Consider the following 20,942-nt stretch of genomic DNA (forward strand, 5'->3'; position numbering starts at 1 on the left):
CGGCGCCGGCCGTACGGCGGCTGCGCGGTGCGGGGTCGGGCCGCCGTCGGTTGCCCGACGGCGGCCCTACGGGAGTCAGCCCTGCCGCTTGGCCGGGCGGCTCTTCTTCGGGTTGGCCGGCTTGGCGCCCGGCTTCGGGCCCGCCACCTTCGGGGCGGTCGCCTTGACCGGGGCCACCGGGGCGGCCTTGCCGCGACCGAACAGGCCGCCCGACTTGGCGGGCTGCACCGGCCCGCGAGTGGCGGCGGGAGCGGCTGCCTTCTTGGCGGTCACCGGCGGCGGGAACTTCCGCAGCACCCACTGCTGCTGCCCGAGCGTGAAGAGGTTGTTCGTGACCCAGTAGATGATGACGCCGATCGGGAAGATCGAGCCGGAGATCAACAGCGACGCGGGGATGCCGTAGAGCATCAGTCGCTGGATCATCCGCTGCTGCGGGTCCTCGGCCCAACCGGTCTTGAGGATCATCTGGCGGCTGGTCAGGTAGGTGGTGGCGATCATGACCAGGACCAGGACACCGGCGATGATCTTGACCGTGGTGCCGTTGGCGCCGAGACGGGCCAGCTCGTCGGCGCTGGAGCCGAACTTGCCGGCGATCGGGGCGGTGAAGAGCTTGGCGTTCGAGGCGCTGTCGAACTGGTCGACAGTCCAGCCGTAGAGCGTCTTGCTCTGCTTGGCCGGGTCGAGGCGGCGCAGCACGTGGAAGAGGCCGAGAAAGACGGGGATCTGGAGGAACATCGGAAGGCAGCCCATGAGCGGGTTGGCCTTTTCCTTCCGGTACAGCTCCATCATCTCTTTCTGGAGCGTCTCCCGGTCACCCTTGTGCTTCTCCTGCAGCTCCTTGACCTTGGGCTGCAGCGCCTGCATCGCCCGCTGGGACTTGATCTGCTTGACGAAGACCGGGAACAGGATCACCCGGACGGAGACCACCAGGAAGACGATGGCCAGGATCCAGGCGAAGTTGGTGCCGATCACCGCGTCGACGGGCACCCCGATGGCGTCCCAGGCGGAGTGCCAGGTCAGCAGGATCCACGAAATCGCGTAGTAGATCCAGTCGAGACTCAATTCGGTGCTCCAGTCACATCGGCACGGCGGCGACCGCCCGGCTCCGGCACCGGGTCATGTCCACCAGGGTGGAAGGGGTGGCAGCGCAACAACCGCCGGACCGCCAGCGCGGCTCCCCGGAGCGCGCCGTGCCGGGCCACCGCCTCCTGGGCGTACGCACTGCACGACGGGTAGAACCGACAGCGGGCCGGCAGTGCCGGACTTATCCACCGACGGTACGCGATGATGGGCGCGATCAGCACCCTGGCACCGGTTGACGTCGGGCGCGTGGCGGTCGGGTCGGTGCTCACCGGGACCGCCTCTCCCGGGGCGTCCGGGCGACCGCGATGGCGGAGTCCAGGTCCGTGGCGAGCCGGGGGTACGAGGCGTCAGCCGCGGCGGGAAGCGCCCGGACGACAAGGGTGCTGCCGGCGGGCAGCGCGCCGAGCCGCTCCCGGACCAACGCCCGCAGTCGACGCCGGACCTTGTTACGGACCACCGCGTTGCCGACGGCCTTGGACACGACGAAGCCGGCGCGGGCCGGCGCGGAGGGCTGCTCCGCAACGGTGTCCCGCGCCGGCTCCGGCGAGGTCGTTGTGCTGGTCCCGGTGGTCGACGGCATGGTCAGGTGGACCACGATCGCGCCTCGGCCGACGCGTCGGCCACCGCGAACCGCTGCGGCGAAGTCAGTGCTACGCCGCAGTCGCTGTGCGGCGGCCAGCACGACTGCCCACGTCCCCCGGACCGGCCCGGTCGGCTCAGGCCGACAGGGTGGTGCGACCCTTGGCGCGGCGGCTCGAGAGGATGGCACGGCCGGCACGGGTGCGCATGCGCAGCCGGAAGCCGTGGGTCTTCGCGCGCCGGCGGTTGTTCGGCTGGTAGGTGCGCTTGCTCACGTCAGGCTCTCCGTTTTCGTACGCGCCCCGCGCGACGGGATCGCCGGGGTCGTGGGGTGGTCCAGGCCACCTCGACGGTGGCCACCGATCGGTGCTGCCCTGCGGAGCCGAACCTCGGAGGTGCGGGGATGCGACCGCGGACAGCAAGCACCCATCACCCTAGCAGAGGACGAGAGAGCAGCCGCTCCAGCCTACGCAGAGGTGCAATGACCGTCAAACACCCACAGCGGGGGACATCGGGACGCGCCCGGGACCGAAGGGGCGCTTTTCGCTGATGCCGACAAGGCCGCTGCCGCGTCGCCGGTTGATGGGGCAGGGACAACGCTGTTACCGTGCCCGATTGCGGTGAGCGTCGGAAGCTCCGGTCGTCGCGCGCAGGCAAGACCGGACACGCTGGTGAATCGTTCGGCACGGTGAACCCGCTTCAGCGCACGTCCAGGCAGGGGGCAGGTCCCACCCGCGCCCGGCGGGCGACCACAATCGGTCGGTACACAGGCTGTGGATAACCTGTGGACGACCGCTGGTCAGCTGTCCGGGTGGGTGTTGTTCCACCCGCGCACGCGGCGGGCCCGGGACGGCCGGCTGGCAGACAGCGGCGGCCGGGAGCAGAGGCGAGGGGGTGGCACGACGGTGGCCGGTACGACCGACCTTGCCGCGGTGTGGTTGGCGGCGACCGACGAGCTCGCCGACGAGATCATCTCCGCCCAGCAGCGCGCCTACCTCCGGCTGACCCGGCTCCGGGCGATCGTCGAGGACACCGCGCTGCTCTCCGTACCGGACGCGTTCACCCGGGACGTGATCGAGTCGCGGCTCCGCCCGGCGATCACCGAGGCGCTGACCCGCCGGCTCGGCCGGCCGATCCAGGTGGCCGTGACGGTGCGGGTGGCCGAGGACGCCACCGGACGCCCGGCCGGCACCGTCTACCGCAGCACTCCCGAGCCGGGTCTGCTCGACGTCGAGGACCCGCCGTCCGCCCCGCTCGGCGACGAGTACACCGGACGGCCCGCAGCCGACGAGTACAGCGGACGGCCCGCCGCCGACGACGCCATCGGTGAGCAGCAGCGCCCGCCCGCGACCGCCGTACCGCCGCAGCCGGCGGGCCCGCCTCCCGCTCCGGCCGTCGACGGGCACCGGTCCGGCCTGATCCCCGCCAGTCGGGACGGGCAGGAGGCCCTCTTCAGCGCGGCCTTCGTCGAGCCGATGCGGTCGCCCCGACCGGCACCCGAGCGGCGTGGGTACGACGAGCAGGCCGCCCGCCTCGACCCGCCCGGCCCGGACACCCGGCCGTACGAGCCCCGCTACCGCGAGGACGCCGCGTCCCCCCGGGACCAGCACGTGATCCGTTCGCTGCCCCGTGACGGTGCGACGGACAGCGGTCCGGGCCGCAGTGGGATGGAACACCGCGCGGGCGGCCGCGACGACCGCCGGCTGCCCGGCGCCGACACCGGCGGCAACCGGCTGAACCCGAAGTACATGTTCGAGACGTTCGTCATCGGCTCGTCCAACCGGTTCGCCCACGCGGCGAGCGTGGCGGTGGCCGAGTCGCCGGCGAAGGCGTACAACCCGCTGTTCATCTACGGCAGCTCGGGGTTGGGCAAGACGCACCTGCTGCACGCGATCGGGCACTACGCCACGACGCTCGGCAACGCCCGGTCGGTGCGGTACGTCTCGACCGAGGAATTCACCAACGACTTCATCAACTCGCTGCGGGACGACAAGACCAGCGCGTTCCAGCGGCGCTACCGCGACGTCGACATCCTGCTGATCGACGACATCCAGTTCCTGGAGAACCGCGAGCGTACGCAGGAGGAGTTCTTCCACACCTTCAACACCCTGCACAACGCCAACAAGCAGATCGTCATCACCTCGGACCGGTCGCCGAAGCAGTTGGCGACGCTGGAGGACCGGCTGCGGACCCGCTTCGAGTGGGGCCTGCTCGCGGACATCCAGCCACCGGATCTGGAGACGCGCATCGCGATCCTGCAGAAGAAGGCGGCGCAGGAGCGGCTGTACGCCCCGCCGGACGTGCTGGAGTTCATCGCCTCGCGGGTGTCGAACTCGATCCGGGAGTTGGAGGGCGCGCTGATCCGGGTGACCGCCTTCGCGAGCCTGACCCGGTCGACGGTCGAGCTGTCCCTGGCCGAGGAGGTGCTCCGGGACTTCATCCCGGACGGCGCCGGCCCGGAGATCACTGCGGACCAGATCATGGTCTCCACTGCCGACTACTTCGGCGTGAGCCTGGAGGACCTGCGTGGCCAGTCCCGCTCCCGGGTGCTGGTGAACGCCCGCCAGGTGGCCATGTACCTGTGTCGGGAGCTGACCGAGTTGTCGTTGCCCCGGATCGGGCAGGCGTTCGGCGGCCGGGACCACACCACAGTCATGCACGCGGACCGCAAGATCCGCCAGCAGATGGCCGAGCGGCGTTCGCTCTACAACCAGATCGCCGAGCTGACCAACCGGATCAAGCAGAACACCTGAGGGGTACGCCCGCACGACGCGGCGGACACGCCCGGCCGGAGATCCGGCCGGGCGTTCTTTTTTTCGTCTCCGGCGGGCCTCGGCTGACCTCCCGGGGCGGCTTCGGCTTGACCCTCGACATGGTGCAGGCCACAGGATCGACGCCGTGACCACCTTGATACTCACTCGTTGTCCACAGCTCGTTGTCCACCGTCGGTGGATAACTACGGTCCGTCCTCCGCCAGTTACCCACAGGCTGTGGAGAAACCCTGTGTACGACGCTGTGGACGGCTGGGGACAACGACGTCGTTGTCCACCGATGATCGTCGACCTGTGTACGAGCTGTTGAAGGTTCTGGGGACAACAGCAATGGTGATCTTCCCGGTCGTCCACAGGCATGGGGAGAAAGTCGGTGGATTACCGGTGGACAACCGGTGGACAACGGTGGACAACCAGCCGTCGTCGCCGGGCTGTGGACACACGAGGCAGTTGTACCCCCGGTTCTCCACAGCCAACTCACCGGTGGATAACCTGTCTGAGCTGCGCAGACCCGAGTTCTCCACAGTTTGCACAGGTGCGATGAAGACGATGGGTTATCTCTTCTAAGAGAACAAAAACCAATCATCACCGTTGGGCTTTCTGTGGATCGGGCCGAACGCTGCCGGACAGGCCGGTCAGCATCGACACGATCCACGGGGTCGGGCGCACAGCCGATGTCCCCGCGCCCTAAGGTGCGATGGACACCCGCACGGTCGGGCGGGACGGTAGGCAGCGGTCGGCATGAGAGAGTTGTCGCTGACGTCGACGCGGAGGCATTGATGAAGTTCCGAGTGGAGCGCGACGCGCTCGCCGAGGCCGTGGCGTGGACCGCGAAGAGCCTGCCGAACCGGCCATCCGTACCGGTGCTCGCCGGGGTGATGCTCCGCGTCACCGACGGCAACCTGCGGGTCTCCGGTTTCGACTACGAGGTCTCCAGCCAGGTGACCGTCGAGGTGCAGGGTGACGCCGACGGCGCCGCGCTGGTCTCCGGCCGCCTGCTCGCCGAGATCACCAAGGCGCTGCCGGCCAAGCCGGTCGACATCGCCGCGGTCGGCGCCCACCTCGAGCTGGTCTGCGGCAGCGCCCGGTTCACCCTGCCCACCATGCCGGTGGAGGACTACCCGGCCCTGCCCGAGATGCCGCAGAGCGCCGGCACCGTCGACGCCGCGGCGTTCGCCACGGCGGTCTCCCAGGTGGCCATCGCCGCCGGTCGGGACGAGACGCTGCCGATGATGACCGGCGTCCGCGTCGAGCTCTCCGGCAGCACGCTGTCGATGCTCGCCACCGACAGGTACCGGCTGGCGCTGCGCGAGATCCAGTGGCGGCCCGACGACCCCGACGTGAGCATCAACGCCCTGGTGCCGGCCCGCACCCTGAACGACACCGCCAAGGCGCTCGGCCCGCTGGGTGGCGAGGTCACCCTCGCGCTCGCTCAGGGCGCGGCGGGCGAGGGCATGGTCGGCCTCGCCGGCGGCACCCGTCGCACCACCAGCCGACTGCTCGACGGCGCGAACTACCCGCCCGTGCGCTCGCTCTTCCCGGCCACCCACAACGCCGAGGCCCGGGTGTCGGTCAGCACCCTGATCGAGGTCGTCAAGCGGGTCGCCCTGGTGGCCGAGCGCACCACTCCGGTGCTGCTCAGCTTCAGCGCCGACGGGCTGGTGGTCGAGGCCGGCGGCTCCGAGGAGGCGCGGGCGAGCGAGGCGATGGAGGCCACCTTCACCGGTGACGCGCTGACCATCGGCTTCAACCCGCAGTACCTCATCGACGGCCTGGCGAACCTGGGTTCGCAGACCGCCGTGCTGTCGTTCGTCGACGCCTTCAAACCCGCGGTGATCTCACCCGCCGGCGAGGATGGCGAGGCCATTCCGGGGTATCGGTACCTCATCATGCCGATCCGCGTGTCTCGCTGATCGCGCCAAGCAACACCCAGATCCACGGAGGTAGGAACAGATGCAGCTCGGCCTGGTAGGACTCGGCCGGATGGGCGGCAACATGCGCGAGCGGTTGCGGGCTGCCGGCCACGAGGTGGTCGGATTCGATCACAACCCGCAGCTGAGCGACGCGGCAAGCCTCGCCGAGCTGGCGCAGAAGCTGGAATCGCCGCGGGCGGTCTGGGTCATGGTGCCCGCCGGCGTCACCGACGCCACGATCGACGAACTCGCCGGGGTGCTCGGCGACGGCGACATCATCATCGACGGCGGCAACTCCCGCTTCAGCGACGACGCTCCCCGGGCCGAGCGGTTGAACGAGCGCGGCATCGGCTACGTGGACGTCGGCGTCTCCGGTGGCGTCTGGGGCCGGCAGAACGGCTACGGGCTGATGGTCGGCGGCGCGCAGGAGCACGTCGACCGGCTCATGCCGATCTTCCAGGCGCTCAAGCCGGAGGGCGAGTTCGGTTTCGTGCACGCCGGCCCGGTCGGTGCCGGGCACTACTCGAAGATGGTGCACAACGGCATCGAGTACGGCCTCATGCACGCCTACGCCGAGGGCTACGAGCTGTTGCACGCCTCCGAGCTGGTGACCAACGTCCCGGGCGTGTTCAAGTCCTGGCGCGAGGGCACCGTGGTCCGCTCCTGGCTGCTCGACCTGCTGGACCGGGCCCTCGACGAGGATCCGGAGCTGGCCGACCTGAGCGGCTACACGGAGGACACCGGCGAGGGTCGCTGGACCGTCGACGAGGCGGTCCGGCTCGCCGTCCCGCTGAACGTCATCACCGCCGCCCTGTTCGCCCGCTTCGCCTCCCGGCAGGACGACTCACCCGCCATGAAGGCCGTCTCCGCGCTGCGCCAGCAGTTCGGTGGCCACGCCGTCCACAAGCGCTGAGCGGTATCCACACCCTGTGTACGTCCACCGGCTGGAACTGGTCGACTTCCGCTCGTACGAGCGGGTCGCCGTCGACCTCCAGCCGGGGGCGAACGTCCTGATCGGCGCCAACGGCGTCGGCAAGACCAACCTCGTCGAGGCGCTCGGCTACGTGGCGACCCTGGATTCGCACCGGGTCGCCACGGACGCGCCGCTGGTCCGGATGGGCGCCACCTCGGCGGTGATCCGCTGCGCGGTGGTCCACGACGGTCGCGAACTCCTCGTCGAGCTGGAGATCGTGCCGGGCCGGGCCAACCGGGCGCGGCTGGGTCGCTCCCCGGCTCGGCGGGCCCGGGACGTTCTCGGCGCCCTGCGGCTGGTGCTCTTCGCGCCGGAGGACCTGGAGCTGGTCCGTGGCGACCCGGCCGAGCGCCGCCGCTACCTGGACGACCTCCTGGTCAACCGGCAGCCCCGCTACGCGGGCGTACGGGCCGACTACGAGCGGGTCGTCAAGCAGCGCAACGCTCTGCTGCGCACCGCGTACCTCGCCCGCAAGACCGGTGGCTCCCGGGGCGGCGACCTCGGCACCCTCGCCGTCTGGGACACCCACCTGGCCCAGCACGGCGCGGAGCTGCTCGCCGGGCGGCTGGAGCTGGTCGCCGCGCTCACCCCGCACGTCGCCAAGGCGTACGACGCGGTGGCCGCCGGGCGGGGCGCGGCAGGTATCGCCTACCGGCCGTCGATCGAGCTGGCCGAGCCGACCACCGACCGGGCCGCGTTGGCCGAGGCGCTGACCGCCGCGCTCGCCGCCTCACGGACCGCGGAGATCGAACGGGGGACCACCCTCGTCGGGCCGCACCGCGACGAGCTGGCCCTGTCTCTCGGGCCGCTCCCCGCCAAGGGGTACGCCAGCCACGGCGAGTCCTGGTCCTTCGCGCTCGCGCTGCGGCTGGCCGGGTACGACCTGCTGCGCGCCGACGGTATCGAGCCGGTCCTGGTGCTCGATGACGTCTTCGCCGAGCTGGACACCGGGCGGCGGGAGCGGCTGGCGGAGCTGGTCGGCGGGGCGAGTCAGCTGCTGGTCACCTGCGCCGTGGACGACGACGTGCCGGCCGCGCTGCGCGGCACCCGCTATCAGGTAGGCGAGGGGACGGTACGCCGTGTCGGATGAACCGGACGCCAGGCGGTCAGGCGCCAACCGCACCGGCAGCGGCCGGCCGGCCGGTGACGCCGCGAGCGCGCGTACCGCGAGGTCGGGAGCGACCGGAGGCGGTGCCGGCGGCCCGGACGCGGCCGGAAGCGGCGCGGCCGGTGTCGACGGCGGCGGGCCGGCGGACGGTGCGACGGGACCGGAGTTGGCCCGGGCGGTGCTCGACGCCGCGCTGTCGCGCCGGCAGGCGGCGGCGCGCACCCGGCGTGCCCCCGGCGGCGCGGGCGCCGACGGTGCCGGCGGCTCGGGTCGGCGGCTGCGGGGCTACTCCGGCCCCGGCCCTGACCCGCGCGACCCGCAACCCCTCAGTGCGGTGCTGAATCGGCTGGTCAAAGCACGCGGCTGGCAGCAGCCCGCGGCCGAGGCCACCGTGTTCGGTGCCTGGGAGCGGGTGGTCGGTGCCGAGGTCGCCCAGCACAGCCGACCGGTCAAGCTGGAGAACGGCGAACTGACAGTGGAGGCGCGCTCGACGGCCTGGGCGACCCAGCTGCGGCTGCTCGCCGGCTCGCTGCTCAAGCAGATCGCCCAGGAGGTCGGTCACAACGTGGTGCGCAAGCTGCACATCCACGGCCCGGCCGCGCCGTCCTGGCAGAAGGGGCCGCGCCGGGTGCGCGGTCGGGGGCCGCGCGACACGTACGGCTGAGCGGCCCGCTCAGCGCCGCCGGTCGGCTTCGCGGGCCGCCCGCTTACGTTCGCGCTGCTCCTGGGTGTAGCGCTTGCGCTCGGCCAGGTCGCGTTTCCACGCCTCGCGGGCCTCGGCCGAGCCACCCTGCACGGCGCCCGCGACCCCGTCGGCCGGGCCGGCGAGGTTCCGGAACGTCCACCGCATCAGGCGACCACCCTCGCCCGGGGTCCTGTTCGCCGCGCCGTTCTCGCTCATCGCAGTCCTTCCACGCCGTCAGTTGCCACACCAATGATTGGTGCACCAACGATCGCTAGAATAATCAGCATGCAGTCAGCGAGCAACCGATGAGCGGACAGCCGGAGGGCGTCGACCCGTTGGCGCTGGAACAACAGGTCTGCTTCGCCCTGTCGGTCGCCGCACGCAGCGTGGTGGCCGTCTACCGGCCGCTGCTGGAACCGATGGGGCTGACCCACCCGCAGTACCTGGTGATGCTGGCGCTGTGGCAGCACGCGCCGCTGTCCGGCCGCGACCTCAGCCGCCTGCTGCAGCTCGACCCGGGCACCCTGTCACCCCTGCTCAAGCGGCTCGAAGCAGCCGGTTACCTGCGCCGGGAGCGCGACGCCGCCGACGAGCGCAGCCTCGCCGTCACCCTCACCGCCAGCGGCGCGGCGCTGCGCGCCCAGGCCGAACGGATCCCGGCCGCGATCGTGCAACGCCTCGGGCTGCCCGTCGAGGACCTGCGGCATCTGCACGCGGTGCTCACACAGGTGATCGCGGCGGCGAACCGGCCCGCCGGCGACCCGGCCGCCCCGCCGAGCGGGACGGCCGCTCAGGCGTCGGCGTAGACGGCGAAGCCGCGCTCGGCGCAGCGGCGGTAGAACGCCGCCAGCACGCCCAGCTCCGCGCAGGTGAAGTTCCACTGCGGCGGATCACCGCGCTCGTCGCGCAGCGCGTCGAGTCGGGTCTCCAGCCAGCGCAGCTGCTGCTCGGCCAACCGGCCGTCGCCGAGCAGCGCCCGCAGGACCGTACTCACCGAGTCGAAGGTGACCGTCTCGCCGTACTCCCGGTGGCCGGCCACGAACCGCTCGATGCCGCCGGCGATCCAGGCGCAGCCGTCCGGGTCGATCACCGGATCCTCGTCCTCGGCGGCGGCGTCTGTGGCGTACAACACACCTTCGAGGCCGAGCAGGAGATCCACCAGCTCGGTGTACGCGGTCGCCCGGACGGTGCCGGTCTTCGCGATCAGCTCGGCCAGCGCCGCCGTCGGCGCGGAGATCCGCGGCAGGTCGACGATCTCGCCGAAGTCGACGAACTCGGCCGGCGCCACCGGATCGTAGAAGCGGCCGGTCCGCGGCCAGTGCACCGCGACGTTGTCCAGCCCCATCTGTCACCTCTTAATGAGCACGTGTCGGGTCGATCGGGTCGATCGTCCCGGTTCCGGCCGGTAAAGATCAAGGCCGCTTCCGGGGCGCCGCAAACGTACGGCACGGACGATCGGGCCGCGACCCCCGACCCGCCCGAGCGCGGGTCAACCCGTTCGGGGGCGGCGCGTCCGAACGGAGCCTGGCGTGTGGGGGGAGTCGCGGGTAACGGGGTTCTGCCGGCTACGGACATCTCAGCCGCCTCGTTGAGGGTGCCGAGTGGTGGTTCTGTCCTCCGCGCACAGTAGGATTGACAGCGAGACGAAGACCCGGTGCGGGGCGAGGGACGGGGCCGGTGGCCCAGGTTCATTCTCCACTCCGGGTCGAGCCGATCGCGATCCGCGGGCAACCGCGGCGACCGGCGCGTTCGACCCGCTGTCCGGAGGTCTCCGGCGCCGGTCCGCGCGCCGACGTCGCGTCCTGTCCGCCGAACCCGCGCCCGACGCGCCCTCCCGGCGCCGACGACGCGAGAAAGTGGCCGAGGGTGGCAGCGCAGGACAAGCAGGAGTACGGCGCAGAGTCGATCACCGTTCTCGAGGGGCTGGAGGCGGTCCGCAAGCGGCCCGGTATGTACATCGGGTCCACCGGCGAACGCGGTCTGCACCACCTCGTCTGGGAGGTCGTCGACAACGCGGTCGACGAGGCGCTGGCCGGATACTGCGACACCATCGACGTGGTGCTGCTCGCCGACGGCGGCGTCCGGGTCACCGACAACGGCCGAGGCTTCCCCGTCGACCTCCACCCGAAGCTCAAGAAGCCGGGTGTCGAGGTCGCGTTGACCATCCTGCACGCGGGTGGCAAGTTCGACGGCAAGGCGTACGCGGTCTCCGGCGGTCTGCACGGCGTCGGTGTCTCGGTGGTGAATGCGCTCTCCACCAAGATGTTCGTCGAGATCCACAAGTCCGGCTCCGTGTGGCGGCAGCACTACACCAACTCCAAGCCGAGCCCGCTGGAGAAGGGCGAGGCCACCGACCGCACCGGCTCGGCCGTCTCCTTCTGGCCCGACCCCGACGTCTTCGAGACCGTCGACTTCGACTTCCAGACCATCTACCGGCGCCTGCAGGAGATGGCCTTCCTCAACCGCGCCCTGCGCATTCACCTTCTCGACGAGCGGGTGGCCGAGGAGGACGGCCGGCAGCGCGAGGTCACCTTCTACTACGAGGGCGGCATCGCGGACTTCGTCCGGCACCTCAACGCCTCGAAGAGCCCGATCCACAAGACAGTGGTCGAGTTCGAGGCCGAAGAGGAGGGCATGTCCCTCGAGATCGCCATGCAGTGGAACGAGTCGTACGGCGAGTCGGTCTACACCTTCGCCAACACGATCAACACCCACGAGGGCGGCACCCACGAGGAGGGCTTCCGGTCCGCGCTGACCAGCGTGGTCAACCGGTACGGCACCGACAAGAAGCTGCTCAAGGGCGACGAGAAGCTCTCCGGCGAGGACATCCGGGAAGGGCTCGCGGCGATCATCTCGGTCAAGCTGGCCAACCCGCAGTTCGAGGGCCAGACCAAGACCAAGCTGGGCAACACCCCGGTGAAGAGCTTCGTGCAGCGGGTCTGCAACGACCGGCTCGTTGACTGGTTCGACCGCAACCCGGCCGAAGCCAAGATGATCATTACGAAGGCGTCCCAGGCGGCCCGTGCCCGGATCGCCGCGCAGCAGGCGCGCAAGCTGGCCCGGCGCAAGTCGCTGCTGGAGTCCGGCTCGATGCCGGGCAAGCTGGCCGACTGCCAGTCCACCGACCCGCGCGAGTCCGAGGTCTTCATCGTCGAGGGCGACTCGGCCGGTGGTTCGGCCAAGCAGGGCCGCGACCCGCGGACCCAGGCGATCCTGCCGATCCGGGGCAAGATCCTCAACGTGGAGAAGGCCCGGATCGACCGGGTTCTGAAGAACAACGAGGTCCAGGCGCTGATCACCGCGCTGGGCACCGGCATCCACGACGACTTCGACATGGAGAAGCTGCGCTACCACAAGGTGGTGCTGATGGCCGACGCGGACGTCGACGGCCAGCACATCCAGACGCTGCTGCTCACCCTGCTGTTCCGCTTCATGCGTCCGCTGGTCGAGATGGGGCACGTCTACCTGGCCGCCCCGCCGCTCTACAAGATCAAGTGGAACAAGCGGGGCGACGACGCGCAGTACGCGTACTCCGACCGCGAGCGGGACGGGCTCATCGCGCTGCGCCAGCAGAAGAAGCCGAACGCCAAGCCGGACGACATTCAGCGCTTCAAGGGCCTCGGCGAGATGAACTATCCCGAGCTGTGGGAAACCACGATGAACCCGGCGACGCGTACCCTGCGTCAGGTCACGCTCGACGACGCCGCAACCGCGGACGAGTTGTTCAGCGTCCTGATGGGTGAGGACGTCGAAGCGCGCCGGTCGTTCATCCAGCGCAACGCCAAGGACGTGCGGTTCCTGGATATCTGACGGGCCTCGGCGGGCCGGTCGGGCACCACCCGACCGGCCCGCCGGTCCACAGAGTTATCCACAGGTTGGTCGGTATCCACAGCCGTTATCCACAGCACGAAAACGACTCTGAGTCTGATAAGGGTATACAGTGACCGATTCCCCCGAGTCCACACCGAACGAGCCCGAGGTTCCCGCCGAGGCACTCGCCGCCGTGGTCGCGCACGACCGGATCGAGCCGGTCGGGCTCGAGGTGGAGATGCAGCGCTCCTACCTCGACTACGCGATGAGCGTGATCGTCGGGCGCGCGCTGCCGGACGTCCGGGACGGGCTCAAGCCGGTCCACCGCAAGATCCTCTACGCCATGTTCGACTCCGGCTACCGGCCGGACCGCGGCTACGTGAAGTGCTCCCGGGTCGTCGGCGACGTGATGGGTCAGTTCCACCCGCACGGCGACTCGGCGATCTACGACGCGCTGGTCCGGATGGCGCAGCCCTGGTCGCTGCGCTACCCGCTGGTCGACGGCAATGGCAACTTCGGCTCGCCGGGTAACGACCCGGCCGCCGCCATGCGATACACGGAGTGCAAGCTCGACCCCCTCGCCATGGAGATGCTGCGGGACATCGACGAGGACACCGTCGACCTGCAGGACAACTACGACGGCCGGGCCAAGGAGCCCACGATCCTGCCGTCGCGGATCCCCAACCTCCTGGTGAACGGCTCCGAGGGCATCGCGGTCGGCATGGCCACCAAGATCCCCCCGCACAACCTGCGGGAGATCGGCGCGGCGGTGCAGTGGTGCCTGGAGCACCCCGAGGAGGACGAGGAGACCACCCTCGAAGCCCTGCTCGGCATCGTCAAGGGCCCGGACTTCCCGACCCACGGCCTGATCGTCGGCACGACCGCCATCCAGGACGCGTACCGCACGGGTCGTGGCTCGATCCGGATGCGCGCCGTGGTGGAGGTCGAGGAGGACAAGCGGGGCCGGCCCTGCCTGGTCGTCAGCGAGCTGCCCTACCAGGTCAACCCGGACAACCTGGCCGAGCGGATCGCCGAGCTGATCAAGGAGGGCAAGCTCGCCGGCATCGCCGACATCCGCGACGAGTCCTCCGGGCGTACCGGCATGCGGATCGTGCTGGTGCTCAAGCGCGACGCGGTCGCCAAGGTGGTGCTGAACAACCTCTACAAGCACACCCAGCTCCAGGAGACCTTCGGCGCCAACATGCTGGCGCTCGTCGACGGTGTGCCGCGCACGCTCAACCTGGCCCAGTTCATCCGCTACTACGTCGAGCACCAGATCGACGTGATCCGCCGGCGGACGGCGTTCCGGCTGCGCAAGGCCGAGGAGCGGGCGCACATCCTGCGCGGTCTGGCCAAGGCGCTGGACGCCCTGGACGAGGTGATCGCGCTGATCCGGCGGTCGCCGACGGTGGACGACGCCCGGCAGGGCCTGATCCGGCTGCTGGAGATCGACGAGATCCAGGCGACCGCGATCCTGGACATGCAGCTGCGCCGCCTGGCTGCCCTGGAGCGGCAGCGGATCGTCGACGACCTGACCAAGCTCGAGATCGAGATCGCCGACCTCAAGGACATCCTGGCCAAGCCGGAGCGGCAGCGCCGGATCGTCTCGGAGGAGCTGGGCGAGATCGTCGCCAAGTGGGGCGACGAGCGGCGTACGCAGATCATCCCGTTCGACGGCGAGGTCTCGATGGAGGACCTCATCGCCCGGGAGGACGTGGTCGTCACGATCACCCGGACGGGGTACGCCAAGCGGACCAAGGTCGATCTGTACCGCTCGCAGCGGCGCGGCGGCAAGGGCGTCAGCGGCGCCACGCTGCGGCAGGACGACATCGTCAGCCACTTCTTCGTATGCTCCACGCACGACTGGATCCTGTTCTTCACGAACAAGGGCCGGGTGTACCGGGCCAAGGCATACGAGTTGCCGGAGGCCAGTAGGGTAGCCAAGGGCCAACACGTGGCCAATCTGCTCGCCTTCCTACCCGACGAGCAGATCGCGCAGATCATCGAAATCCCGAACTACCAGGTAGCCCCCTATCTGGTACTGGCCACGAAGAACGGCCTGGTGAAGAAGACGCGGCTCGAGGAGTTCGACTCCAACCGTTCCGGCGGAATCATCGCGATCAACCTGCGCGATGAGGACGAGCTGGTCGGTGCTGCGCTGGTGGCGCCGGAGAACGACCTGCTGCTGGTCTCCAAGAAGGCGCAGGCGATCCGGTTCAACGCCTCCGACGAGGCGTTGCGGCCAATGGGCCGGGCCACCTCGGGCGTGATCGGCATGCGCTTCACGGACGACGACGTCCTGCTCGCCATGGAGGTCGTTCGGGACGGCTTGGACGTCCTGGTGGCCACGAACGGGGGATACGCGAAACGTACCCCGATCGAGGAATACCCGGTGCAGGGCCGGGGAGGTAAGGGCGTGCTGACTGCGAAGATCACCGAACGGCGCGGTGGTCTGGTCGGTGCCGTGGTGATCGACCCAGACGACGAGTTGTTCGCGATCACCAGCAACGGTGGTGTCATCCGGACTCCGGTGAAGCCTGTACGCCGTACGCGTGACCGGAACACAATGGGGGTCAAGCTGATGGACCTCCCGGACGGCGTGACTATCGTGGCGATTGCTCGCAATGCCGACGAGCCTGACGAACAGGACTAGTTGAATGACGGAGACACAGGCGAAGTCGGGGAACACGGGGACCTCGGCCAACCCGGTCGACGAGGAGGCCGCCAAGGGCGGCACACCAGCGACCGGCCGCGCGGCCGTGGGCCGGGCCACGGTTCCCGCCGACGCGCCTGCCCCGAAATTCACCCGGGCTCCCGGCATGACACCTCCGCCGGAGCAGACCGGCGAGGACGGGGGATCGGGCGACGCCAAGGCCGAGACGTCGCCTGTCGAGGCACCGACGTCCGCCGGGGTGGCCCCTGCGGCGGCCGCACCGACCCCGGGTCGTCCGACGACCACCCAGCCGACCAACACGCGGCCCGGTCAGGCGACGTCGACCGGGGCCACCGGCACCCAGCCGCGGATCACGCCGGGCATGACCCAGCCGGACTCGGGGCGTACGGCCGCTGGCGGTCGCCCCGCGAGCGGTGGTGGCCTGCCGCCGGGGATCGGCAACGCGTCGGCCGTCGGTGCCGCTCGCGTCGGTGAGGCGGTACGCGCCGCGCGTACCTCGGTCAGCTCGGCGGCGTCCCGCGGTCCGCGTCGGGCCCGGCTGAACCTCAAGCGGATCGACCCCTGGTCCGTGATGAAGTTCGCGTTCGCCGTCTCGGTGGTGCTGTTCATCGTCGTGGTGGTCGCCACGTCGGTGCTCTACCTGGCGCTGGACGCGATGGGTGTGTTCCAGAGCGTCAACGACAGCCTCAGCGACCTGGTCAACGCGGGCGGTGGGCAGAGCACCAGCGGGTTCCAGATCACCGCCAAGGGCGTGATCCTCAGCTCGGCGCTGATCGGCCTGGTCAACGTGGTGCTGTTCACCGCGCTGGCCACGCTGGGAGCGTTCGTCTACAACGTCTGCGCCGACCTGGTCGGCGGGATCGAGCTGACGCTCGCCGAGCGGGACTGAGTGTGACCGGGGCGTCGGGGCACCGCGAAATGCGGTCGCTCCGGCGCCCCGTACTCGGGTAGTTTTTGCAGGCGGCGACGGCCCGGCTCGCAGGTTCGGACCCCGATTTGGGGCCGGCAGAGCGGATGGGTTAATCTTGCTCGTCGCAACGCGGGGCTATAGCTCAGTCGGTTAGAGCGCAGAGCTGATAACTCTGAGGTCGATGGTTCGATTCCATCTAGCCCCACCGCACATCGTCCGACGCTAGTCGAGCGCGAGGGGTCGCCCCATGTTCAAGAAGCTGCTGATCCTGGCCGGCGTCGTCGGCGTGGCTGCCGTCGTCTTCAACAAGGTCAAGGCCGCCAACGACGAGCGTGCCCTGTGGCACGAGGCGACCACCGCACCCGACCTGCGCTGACGTCCGACCGGCGGTGAGCGACGCATCGCCGCCGCCGCTCACGGGGCCCTAGCTCAACTGGCAGAGCACTGCCTTTGCAAGGCAGGGGTTAGGGGTTCGAGTCCCCTGGGCTCCACCAGCACTTTCCTTGGTTGATCTCGGGTCCGAGTACAGCCAAGCCGTCACGCCGTCCCCTCCTCGCCCAGCACCCGGTCGATGGCGAGGCAGCCTGACGAGCCCGCGCCGGCAGAACGTGGCCGTAGCTGTCGGCAGTCATCCGGATCGCGGAGTGCCCGAGCAGCTCCATCACCATCCGCAGCTCCTCGCCCTGGTCGAGCAGGAACGTGGCGAACGCGTCCCGCAGGTCCTGCAGGTGCAGCCAGTCGCAACTGGTGCAGCCGAGGCTCAAGTCGCCACCGAATCCTTAGCTGTCGCCCTCAAGCAACGCCGCCGCGTAGGCCCCACTCATCAAGCCCTGAGTAGATCCGTGCGGTGCGACCCGCAGGGAAGGAAAGGCACTGCGCTTCCCCTGTGTAGATCGCCACCAGCGAGTCAGTGCCCCGCCACCAGGTGTCCGCCAGCCCCATGACCTCTCGCACCGGCTCGTGGTCCTCCAACGCGATGTCATCCACCTCATCGCCGTTGACCTTCGTGATTCGCTTCGCCCAGCTGGCTGCATGGTCAGCCAATGCAAGAGACTCCACCCAACCCTCGATGGAGGCATGTAGAGGAACCCAGTCCCCTGCGTGAATCCCGAACTCTCCGGCAGGTCCGATCATGAAGGCATACGGAACGGCTGTCCGCTGTGTGCCAGCTTCAAACCGCCATCCCTCAGTTATCGACCCTTCCGGCGTATGGGCACCGAGGTACCTGGGGCCGCCGTCGTACTGCGGGGCTGGAGGCAAGACCAGACCACCCCAGCGCTCTTGATACACCGCCACCCGGTCGACCTCTGTCGAAGGAATCCCCAGCGCAACCCATCGCTCCCGGCACTGCTCGACCTGCAGGCAGTCGACCTTGACGCCGTTCGCGCGGATGAAGGACCGGGCCCGTAGCGTCAGGCCCTCGGGCACATCGTTGTAGAGATTCAGATTCACCGGGCCGACCCTACTCAGCGTGTCCGGTCAAGAGGATCAACGGACGACACCAACGGCGCTGTAACGCCCTTCAACGCAACGCGCCCGGCCCGACGAGGTGTCGGACCGGGCGCGTCAGACCGGGCTACGCCACGAAGCGGGCGCGGCGCCGGCGTGCGGCCACGAAGCCCACACCGCCGACGAGCAGGAGCGCACCGCCGATGCCGGCGATGGTCGCGGTGTCGGCGCCGGTCAGGGGCAGTCCACCGCCCTCGCCGCCACCAGCGACCGGGCTGGTGGAGGTGGCCGCGGTCGGCGGGACGGTCGACGTCGCGCTCGGCGTCGCGGTGGGCTGCGTCGTCGGCGTCGTCGTCGGCGTCGGGGTGGGCTGGGACGCGCAGTCGAGCGCACGTGCGGCGTACACGCCCTCGTTCAGGTAGGCCAGGAAGGCGTCGACGGATCCGTCGTCGAGCGTCGTCTGCGCGGCCTTTTTCACGTTGGGACCGGCGCCGGTCATCGTCTGCCCCACCTTGATCCGCAGATCCACCTCCCAGATGTTCTGCACGTCCTTCTTGAGGAAGGCGCGCAGGTCGTCCGAGGCGCCGTCCAGCCGCTTCTGAACGGCGTCAGGCAGGGTGGTCAGGGATTCCTTCTTCGCCGTGGCCTGGATCTGGTTGGCCAGCACGCGGAGCTGGGTGTCGGTGGCGGTGTCCAGGTCAACGGTGAACAGCTCGCGGATGTCCTTGAACGTCTTGCGCTCGACCGTTTGGCAGCTCTCGTTGAGGCCGGGCGTAACGCTCTGCGCCACCGCAGGTGCCGCCGGGACCATGAAGGCCAGCGCTATCGCAACGCCGGCCGGGATCTTCCATCGCATGTGGATCTTCCTCCCCGCTGTAGATCAAAGCCCGGAGATACTACCGTCGTGGGTGGATCGGCAGGACCCCGAGAAGCTCGCGTTTACCTGGATCGGCGGCGGGGATCCGCGATCGTGCGGATTGACGTGGACGACCCGAATTCAGCCGAGAACTTCTGGGATGGGATGCGGGAAGCGGCCGCTGCCGCTACGCGGCACCAGGACCGCGACCTCTTCGAGGCGATCATCAAGATCGGCCGGGCGGCCCTGGCTCAGGGTGTCGAACTGGTGCCGTCGAGCGGGTTCTTTCTCCTGTGCCCAGTGTGTGCTGCCCTGTCGGGCCAACGCTGCATAAACGTTCCAGGCCACCCCCTGGACGACAGCAGGCTCCACCCGGAGCGCGTCGAGTTGGCCGAGAAGGCTATGCGAGGAGAGGTGCCGCTTCCCAGACCGCTTCGGTAATGACCTGTCGGGTCGCACATCGGGCTTGCCATGATCCGCGGATGGATGAGCAACCAACTCCCGTCACCGTGCACATCTACTGTCGGGTCGAGGTGGTCGTCAGCGACCCCGCAGCGGTCACCGGTCACGCGATCGCCGACCTGCGTGCGGCAGACATCGACTGGTCCGAAGAGGAAGACGATCTCGGGACGGCCGTCGAGGAACTGCGGTCGGACCTCGTCACCTCGTTGGCGGGCGTGGTGGACATCAGCCGACTCGGTGACGGCATACCGGGGGTGGAGTTTCGTGGCGGTCTCTGTTGGGCCGAGCAGGGGCCGGCCCGGGACCCGTTCCGTGCCGAAGAGCGGTGACTGTCGCATCAGTCAGGAGCGGGAGCGCCGCCGGCTGGACAGCCGCTGGAAGCGCGGACCGGCCCAGAGCCAGAGGAGCGACACCGTCAACCCGATGGCCCCCATGGCGACGATCACGCCTCGGGGCATCGGCTTCGGCATGCACCTGGCCGGCGTGTAGTCGACGGTCAGTCGCTCGTCCAGCGGCGGCAGCCGTCGGTCCGGGAACGACCGCTCGTAGATGCCGCAGGTGGTGGGACCGTCGACCGGATTGACGCGTAGCAGCACGTAGGGGCCGTCAGCGGTCTGGGCCGGTTCCACCGCGATCACCGTCGCCGGCAGCAGCACGCCGACCGGTGGGGGCGGCTCGCGGTCGTCCGTGACACCGAGCAGAATCAGCAAGCTGCACGGCAGCAGCAGCGCGAGCGGCAAACTGGGCCAGGCCTTCGGGCGGGTTCCGTTGGCCAGGAGCGACGGCATGGCGTCAGGCTAGTCAGCGAGATCAATCCCGTCGGAACGACCTTCGACGAGAGTCGGGGTGAGCGACGCGGTCTCGCCGCGCGCGATGGTGCGTACCTGCTTGACCCAGCCCCGGCGGCGGGCCTCGTCGACGAAGTGCGCCAGCGGGGAGCGGAAGACCCGGTAGTCGTCGTAGTGGATCGGCACCGTCAGCTTCGGGCGGATCAGCTCCACCAGGTCGGCGCCCTGGCGGGCGTCCATGGTGAGCAGGATTCCGGCGACCTTCGTGCCACCGAGGTGGATCAGCATCGCGTCGATGTCCGGATAGCGCTCAGGAATGTCGGTGAGCAGCGGACGGTTGAGCGTGTCGCCGGTGACGTACAGCCGGAACCCGCGCCGCCCGTCGCGTTCCACGTCGATCATCGTGCCCATCACGTCGGGCAGCAGCCGGTCCAGCGGGCCGGGGCCGTGCTTGCCGGGCATCGAGGTCAGCCGCACTGTCGTACCGTCGCGGTGCAGCTCTCGTGACGACCAGGTCGGCAGGCCCTCGGCGGCGTGGAAGCCCCAGCGGCGCAGTTTGCGTTCGGCGGCGGGCGTGGTGACGATGGGCAGCTCCCGGTCCAGCTCCCGGCGGGCCACCCGGTCGAAGTGGTCGCCGTGCAGGTGGGACAGGACCACGGCGTCCAGGTGGGGAAGCTGGGCGATCCGCAGCGCCGGGTCCGTGCGTCGGCGCGACCACAGACCCTTTCCGAGGTACGCCCGCTGGCCGCGGTGCAGGAAGTTCGGATCGGTCAGCAGGGTGAACCCGCCGATCCGCAGCACAGCCGTCGCGGTGCCGATGAATGTCACCTGTGGATGCTCGGCCATCATGCCCACCTCCCCCGGCTCCCGTACCCCAGCCG

The 20,942-nt window shown here is 69.7% G+C and carries 22 protein-coding genes and 2 tRNA genes; 13 read left to right on the plus strand and 11 right to left on the minus strand.

All coding sequences use genetic code 11. The annotated features are described in order from the left end of the window. Positions 1-75: 75 nt before the first annotated feature. The 4 genes from yidC to rpmH are packed head-to-tail and all read right to left on the minus strand — an operon-like array spanning position 76 to position 1,937. Positions 76-1,062 carry a membrane protein insertase YidC gene (gene yidC / locus ACLQ27_RS13165; protein WP_357491713.1) on the minus strand — a complete coding sequence of 329 codons (987 nt, stop codon included), beginning with the start codon at positions 1,060-1,062 and terminating at the stop codon, positions 76-78. Then, positions 1,059-1,352: a membrane protein insertion efficiency factor YidD gene (yidD, locus tag ACLQ27_RS13170; RefSeq protein ID WP_007453899.1), complete on the minus strand. Its 294-nt coding sequence runs from the start codon at positions 1,350-1,352 to the stop codon at positions 1,059-1,061. The genes yidC and yidD overlap by 4 nt, the downstream gene beginning before the upstream one ends. Beyond that, positions 1,349-1,765 (minus strand): ribonuclease P protein component, encoded by a 417-nt coding sequence (gene rnpA, locus ACLQ27_RS13175; RefSeq protein WP_357491711.1) that lies wholly within the window; start codon positions 1,763-1,765, stop codon positions 1,349-1,351. The genes yidD and rnpA overlap by 4 nt, the downstream gene beginning before the upstream one ends. A 34-nt stretch (positions 1,766-1,799) precedes the next feature. Next, positions 1,800-1,937, minus strand: coding sequence for a 50S ribosomal protein L34 (rpmH, locus tag ACLQ27_RS13180; protein ID WP_007453904.1), 138 nt, complete (start codon positions 1,935-1,937; stop codon positions 1,800-1,802). 630 nt (positions 1,938-2,567) lie between these two features. Here rpmH and dnaA point away from each other — a divergent pair. The 5 genes from dnaA to ACLQ27_RS13205 all read left to right on the plus strand — a co-directional run bounded on the left by dnaA (position 2,568) and on the right by ACLQ27_RS13205 (position 9,091). Then, positions 2,568-4,415: a chromosomal replication initiator protein DnaA gene (gene dnaA / locus ACLQ27_RS13185; protein WP_357491709.1), complete on the plus strand. Its 1,848-nt coding sequence runs from the start codon at positions 2,568-2,570 to the stop codon at positions 4,413-4,415. A gap of 797 nt (positions 4,416-5,212) precedes the next feature. After that, positions 5,213-6,346 (plus strand): DNA polymerase III subunit beta, encoded by a 1,134-nt coding sequence (dnaN, locus tag ACLQ27_RS13190; protein ID WP_234588696.1) that lies wholly within the window; start codon positions 5,213-5,215, stop codon positions 6,344-6,346. Positions 6,347-6,386: 40 nt separating this feature from the next. Continuing rightward, positions 6,387-7,259, plus strand: a complete 873-nt coding sequence (gnd, locus tag ACLQ27_RS13195) for a phosphogluconate dehydrogenase (NAD(+)-dependent, decarboxylating) (RefSeq protein ID WP_234588698.1) — start codon at positions 6,387-6,389, stop codon at positions 7,257-7,259. 16 nt (positions 7,260-7,275) lie between these two features. Continuing rightward, on the plus strand, positions 7,276-8,409 hold the full coding sequence (gene recF, locus ACLQ27_RS13200; protein WP_425866963.1) for a DNA replication/repair protein RecF: 1,134 nt from the start codon (positions 7,276-7,278) through the stop codon (positions 8,407-8,409). Next, on the plus strand, positions 8,399-9,091 hold the full coding sequence (locus ACLQ27_RS13205) for a DUF721 domain-containing protein (RefSeq protein WP_357573709.1): 693 nt from the start codon (positions 8,399-8,401) through the stop codon (positions 9,089-9,091). Before recF ends, ACLQ27_RS13205 begins: the two co-directional genes overlap by 11 nt. A gap of 9 nt (positions 9,092-9,100) precedes the next feature. Here ACLQ27_RS13205 and ACLQ27_RS13210 read toward each other — a convergent pair whose 3' ends face one another. Then, positions 9,101-9,328, minus strand: a complete 228-nt coding sequence (locus ACLQ27_RS13210) for a hypothetical protein (protein WP_234584447.1) — start codon at positions 9,326-9,328, stop codon at positions 9,101-9,103. An 89-nt stretch (positions 9,329-9,417) separates the two neighbouring features. On the opposite strand from ACLQ27_RS13210, the gene ACLQ27_RS13215 reads away from it, so the two are divergent. Beyond that, entirely contained in the window at positions 9,418-9,918 is a 501-nt protein-coding gene (locus ACLQ27_RS13215) for a MarR family winged helix-turn-helix transcriptional regulator (RefSeq protein WP_357491701.1), read from the plus strand. Here ACLQ27_RS13215 and ACLQ27_RS13220 read toward each other — a convergent pair. Then, a complete protein-coding gene (locus ACLQ27_RS13220; protein ID WP_234584449.1) occupies positions 9,903-10,457 on the minus strand; it encodes a hypothetical protein in 555 nt (184 codons plus the stop codon). The genes ACLQ27_RS13215 and ACLQ27_RS13220 overlap by 16 nt on opposite strands. Positions 10,458-10,978: 521 nt before the next feature. On the opposite strand from ACLQ27_RS13220, the gene gyrB reads away from it, so the two are divergent. The 6 genes from gyrB (at position 10,979) to ACLQ27_RS13250 (ending at position 17,000) form a co-directional block, all read left to right on the plus strand. Then, positions 10,979-12,922 carry a DNA topoisomerase (ATP-hydrolyzing) subunit B gene (gyrB, locus tag ACLQ27_RS13225; protein WP_234584450.1) on the plus strand — a complete coding sequence of 648 codons (1,944 nt, stop codon included), beginning with the start codon at positions 10,979-10,981 and terminating at the stop codon, positions 12,920-12,922. Between the two features lie 130 nt (positions 12,923-13,052). Further along, positions 13,053-15,575 (plus strand): DNA gyrase subunit A, encoded by a 2,523-nt coding sequence (gyrA, locus tag ACLQ27_RS13230; protein WP_234584451.1) that lies wholly within the window; start codon positions 13,053-13,055, stop codon positions 15,573-15,575. A 4-nt stretch (positions 15,576-15,579) separates the two neighbouring features. Next, complete coding sequence (locus ACLQ27_RS13235; protein WP_234584452.1) at positions 15,580-16,485, plus strand: DUF3566 domain-containing protein; 906 nt, start codon at positions 15,580-15,582, stop codon at positions 16,483-16,485. A 152-nt stretch (positions 16,486-16,637) separates the two neighbouring features. Beyond that, positions 16,638-16,711, plus strand: a tRNA-Ile gene (locus ACLQ27_RS13240). Between the two features lie 42 nt (positions 16,712-16,753). After that, positions 16,754-16,882 carry a DLW-39 family protein gene (locus ACLQ27_RS13245; protein ID WP_007453934.1) on the plus strand — a complete coding sequence of 43 codons (129 nt, stop codon included), beginning with the start codon at positions 16,754-16,756 and terminating at the stop codon, positions 16,880-16,882. Positions 16,883-16,924: 42 nt separating this feature from the next. Further along, positions 16,925-17,000 (plus strand) — tRNA-Ala (locus ACLQ27_RS13250). Here the strand turns inward: ACLQ27_RS13250 and ACLQ27_RS13255 are convergent. From ACLQ27_RS13255 to ACLQ27_RS13265, 3 genes are all read right to left on the minus strand, one after another. Next, on the minus strand, positions 16,971-17,270 hold the full coding sequence (locus tag ACLQ27_RS13255; RefSeq protein ID WP_357491697.1) for a tyrosine-type recombinase/integrase: 300 nt from the start codon (positions 17,268-17,270) through the stop codon (positions 16,971-16,973). The genes ACLQ27_RS13250 and ACLQ27_RS13255 overlap by 30 nt on opposite strands. Positions 17,271-17,298: 28 nt before the next feature. Next, positions 17,299-17,958: a hypothetical protein gene (locus tag ACLQ27_RS13260; RefSeq protein ID WP_425866966.1), complete on the minus strand. Its 660-nt coding sequence runs from the start codon at positions 17,956-17,958 to the stop codon at positions 17,299-17,301. Between the two features lie 124 nt (positions 17,959-18,082). Beyond that, positions 18,083-18,811, minus strand: coding sequence for an LPXTG cell wall anchor domain-containing protein (locus ACLQ27_RS13265; protein WP_357491693.1), 729 nt, complete (start codon positions 18,809-18,811; stop codon positions 18,083-18,085). 482 nt (positions 18,812-19,293) lie between these two features. On the opposite strand from ACLQ27_RS13265, the gene ACLQ27_RS13270 reads away from it, so the two are divergent. Then, complete coding sequence (locus ACLQ27_RS13270; RefSeq protein ID WP_425866967.1) at positions 19,294-19,602, plus strand: hypothetical protein; 309 nt, start codon at positions 19,294-19,296, stop codon at positions 19,600-19,602. 12 nt (positions 19,603-19,614) lie between these two features. Here the strand turns inward: ACLQ27_RS13270 and ACLQ27_RS13275 are convergent, their stop codons facing one another. Further along, positions 19,615-20,061, minus strand: coding sequence for a hypothetical protein (locus ACLQ27_RS13275; RefSeq protein ID WP_425866968.1), 447 nt, complete (start codon positions 20,059-20,061; stop codon positions 19,615-19,617). A 9-nt stretch (positions 20,062-20,070) separates the two neighbouring features. Beyond that, the gene (locus tag ACLQ27_RS13280) at positions 20,071-20,907 is read right to left on the minus strand and encodes an MBL fold metallo-hydrolase (RefSeq protein WP_425866970.1); all 837 of its coding nucleotides are present in this window, start codon (positions 20,905-20,907) and stop codon (positions 20,071-20,073) included. Positions 20,908-20,942 lie beyond the last annotated feature (35 nt).

It is taken from the genome of Micromonospora sp. DT63, assembly GCF_049841615.1.
Taxonomy (GTDB): Bacteria; Actinomycetota; Actinomycetes; order Mycobacteriales; family Micromonosporaceae; genus Micromonospora.

What these genes read in the sequence shown, in the direction of transcription:
- dnaN (WP_234588696.1), top strand. Translation starts at nt 5,213, where the DNA reads ATGAAGTTCCGAGTGGAGCGCGACGCGCTCGCCGAGGCCGTGGCGTGG.
- gnd (WP_234588698.1), top strand. Translation starts at nt 6,387, where the DNA reads ATGCAGCTCGGCCTGGTAGGACTCGGCCGGATGGGCGGCAACATGCGC.
- ACLQ27_RS13210 (WP_234584447.1), bottom strand. Translation starts at nt 9,328, where the DNA reads ATGAGCGAGAACGGCGCGGCGAACAGGACCCCGGGCGAGGGTGGTCGC.
- ACLQ27_RS13215 (WP_357491701.1), top strand. Translation starts at nt 9,418, where the DNA reads ATGAGCGGACAGCCGGAGGGCGTCGACCCGTTGGCGCTGGAACAACAG.
- ACLQ27_RS13220 (WP_234584449.1), bottom strand. Translation starts at nt 10,457, where the DNA reads ATGGGGCTGGACAACGTCGCGGTGCACTGGCCGCGGACCGGCCGCTTC.
- ACLQ27_RS13235 (WP_234584452.1), top strand. Translation starts at nt 15,580, where the DNA reads ATGACGGAGACACAGGCGAAGTCGGGGAACACGGGGACCTCGGCCAAC.
- ACLQ27_RS13245 (WP_007453934.1), top strand. Translation starts at nt 16,754, where the DNA reads ATGTTCAAGAAGCTGCTGATCCTGGCCGGCGTCGTCGGCGTGGCTGCC.
- ACLQ27_RS13265 (WP_357491693.1), bottom strand. Translation starts at nt 18,811, where the DNA reads ATGCGATGGAAGATCCCGGCCGGCGTTGCGATAGCGCTGGCCTTCATG.
- ACLQ27_RS13270 (WP_425866967.1), top strand. Translation starts at nt 19,294, where the DNA reads ATGGATGAGCAACCAACTCCCGTCACCGTGCACATCTACTGTCGGGTC.
- ACLQ27_RS13275 (WP_425866968.1), bottom strand. Translation starts at nt 20,061, where the DNA reads ATGCCGTCGCTCCTGGCCAACGGAACCCGCCCGAAGGCCTGGCCCAGT.
- ACLQ27_RS13280 (WP_425866970.1), bottom strand. Translation starts at nt 20,907, where the DNA reads ATGGCCGAGCATCCACAGGTGACATTCATCGGCACCGCGACGGCTGTG.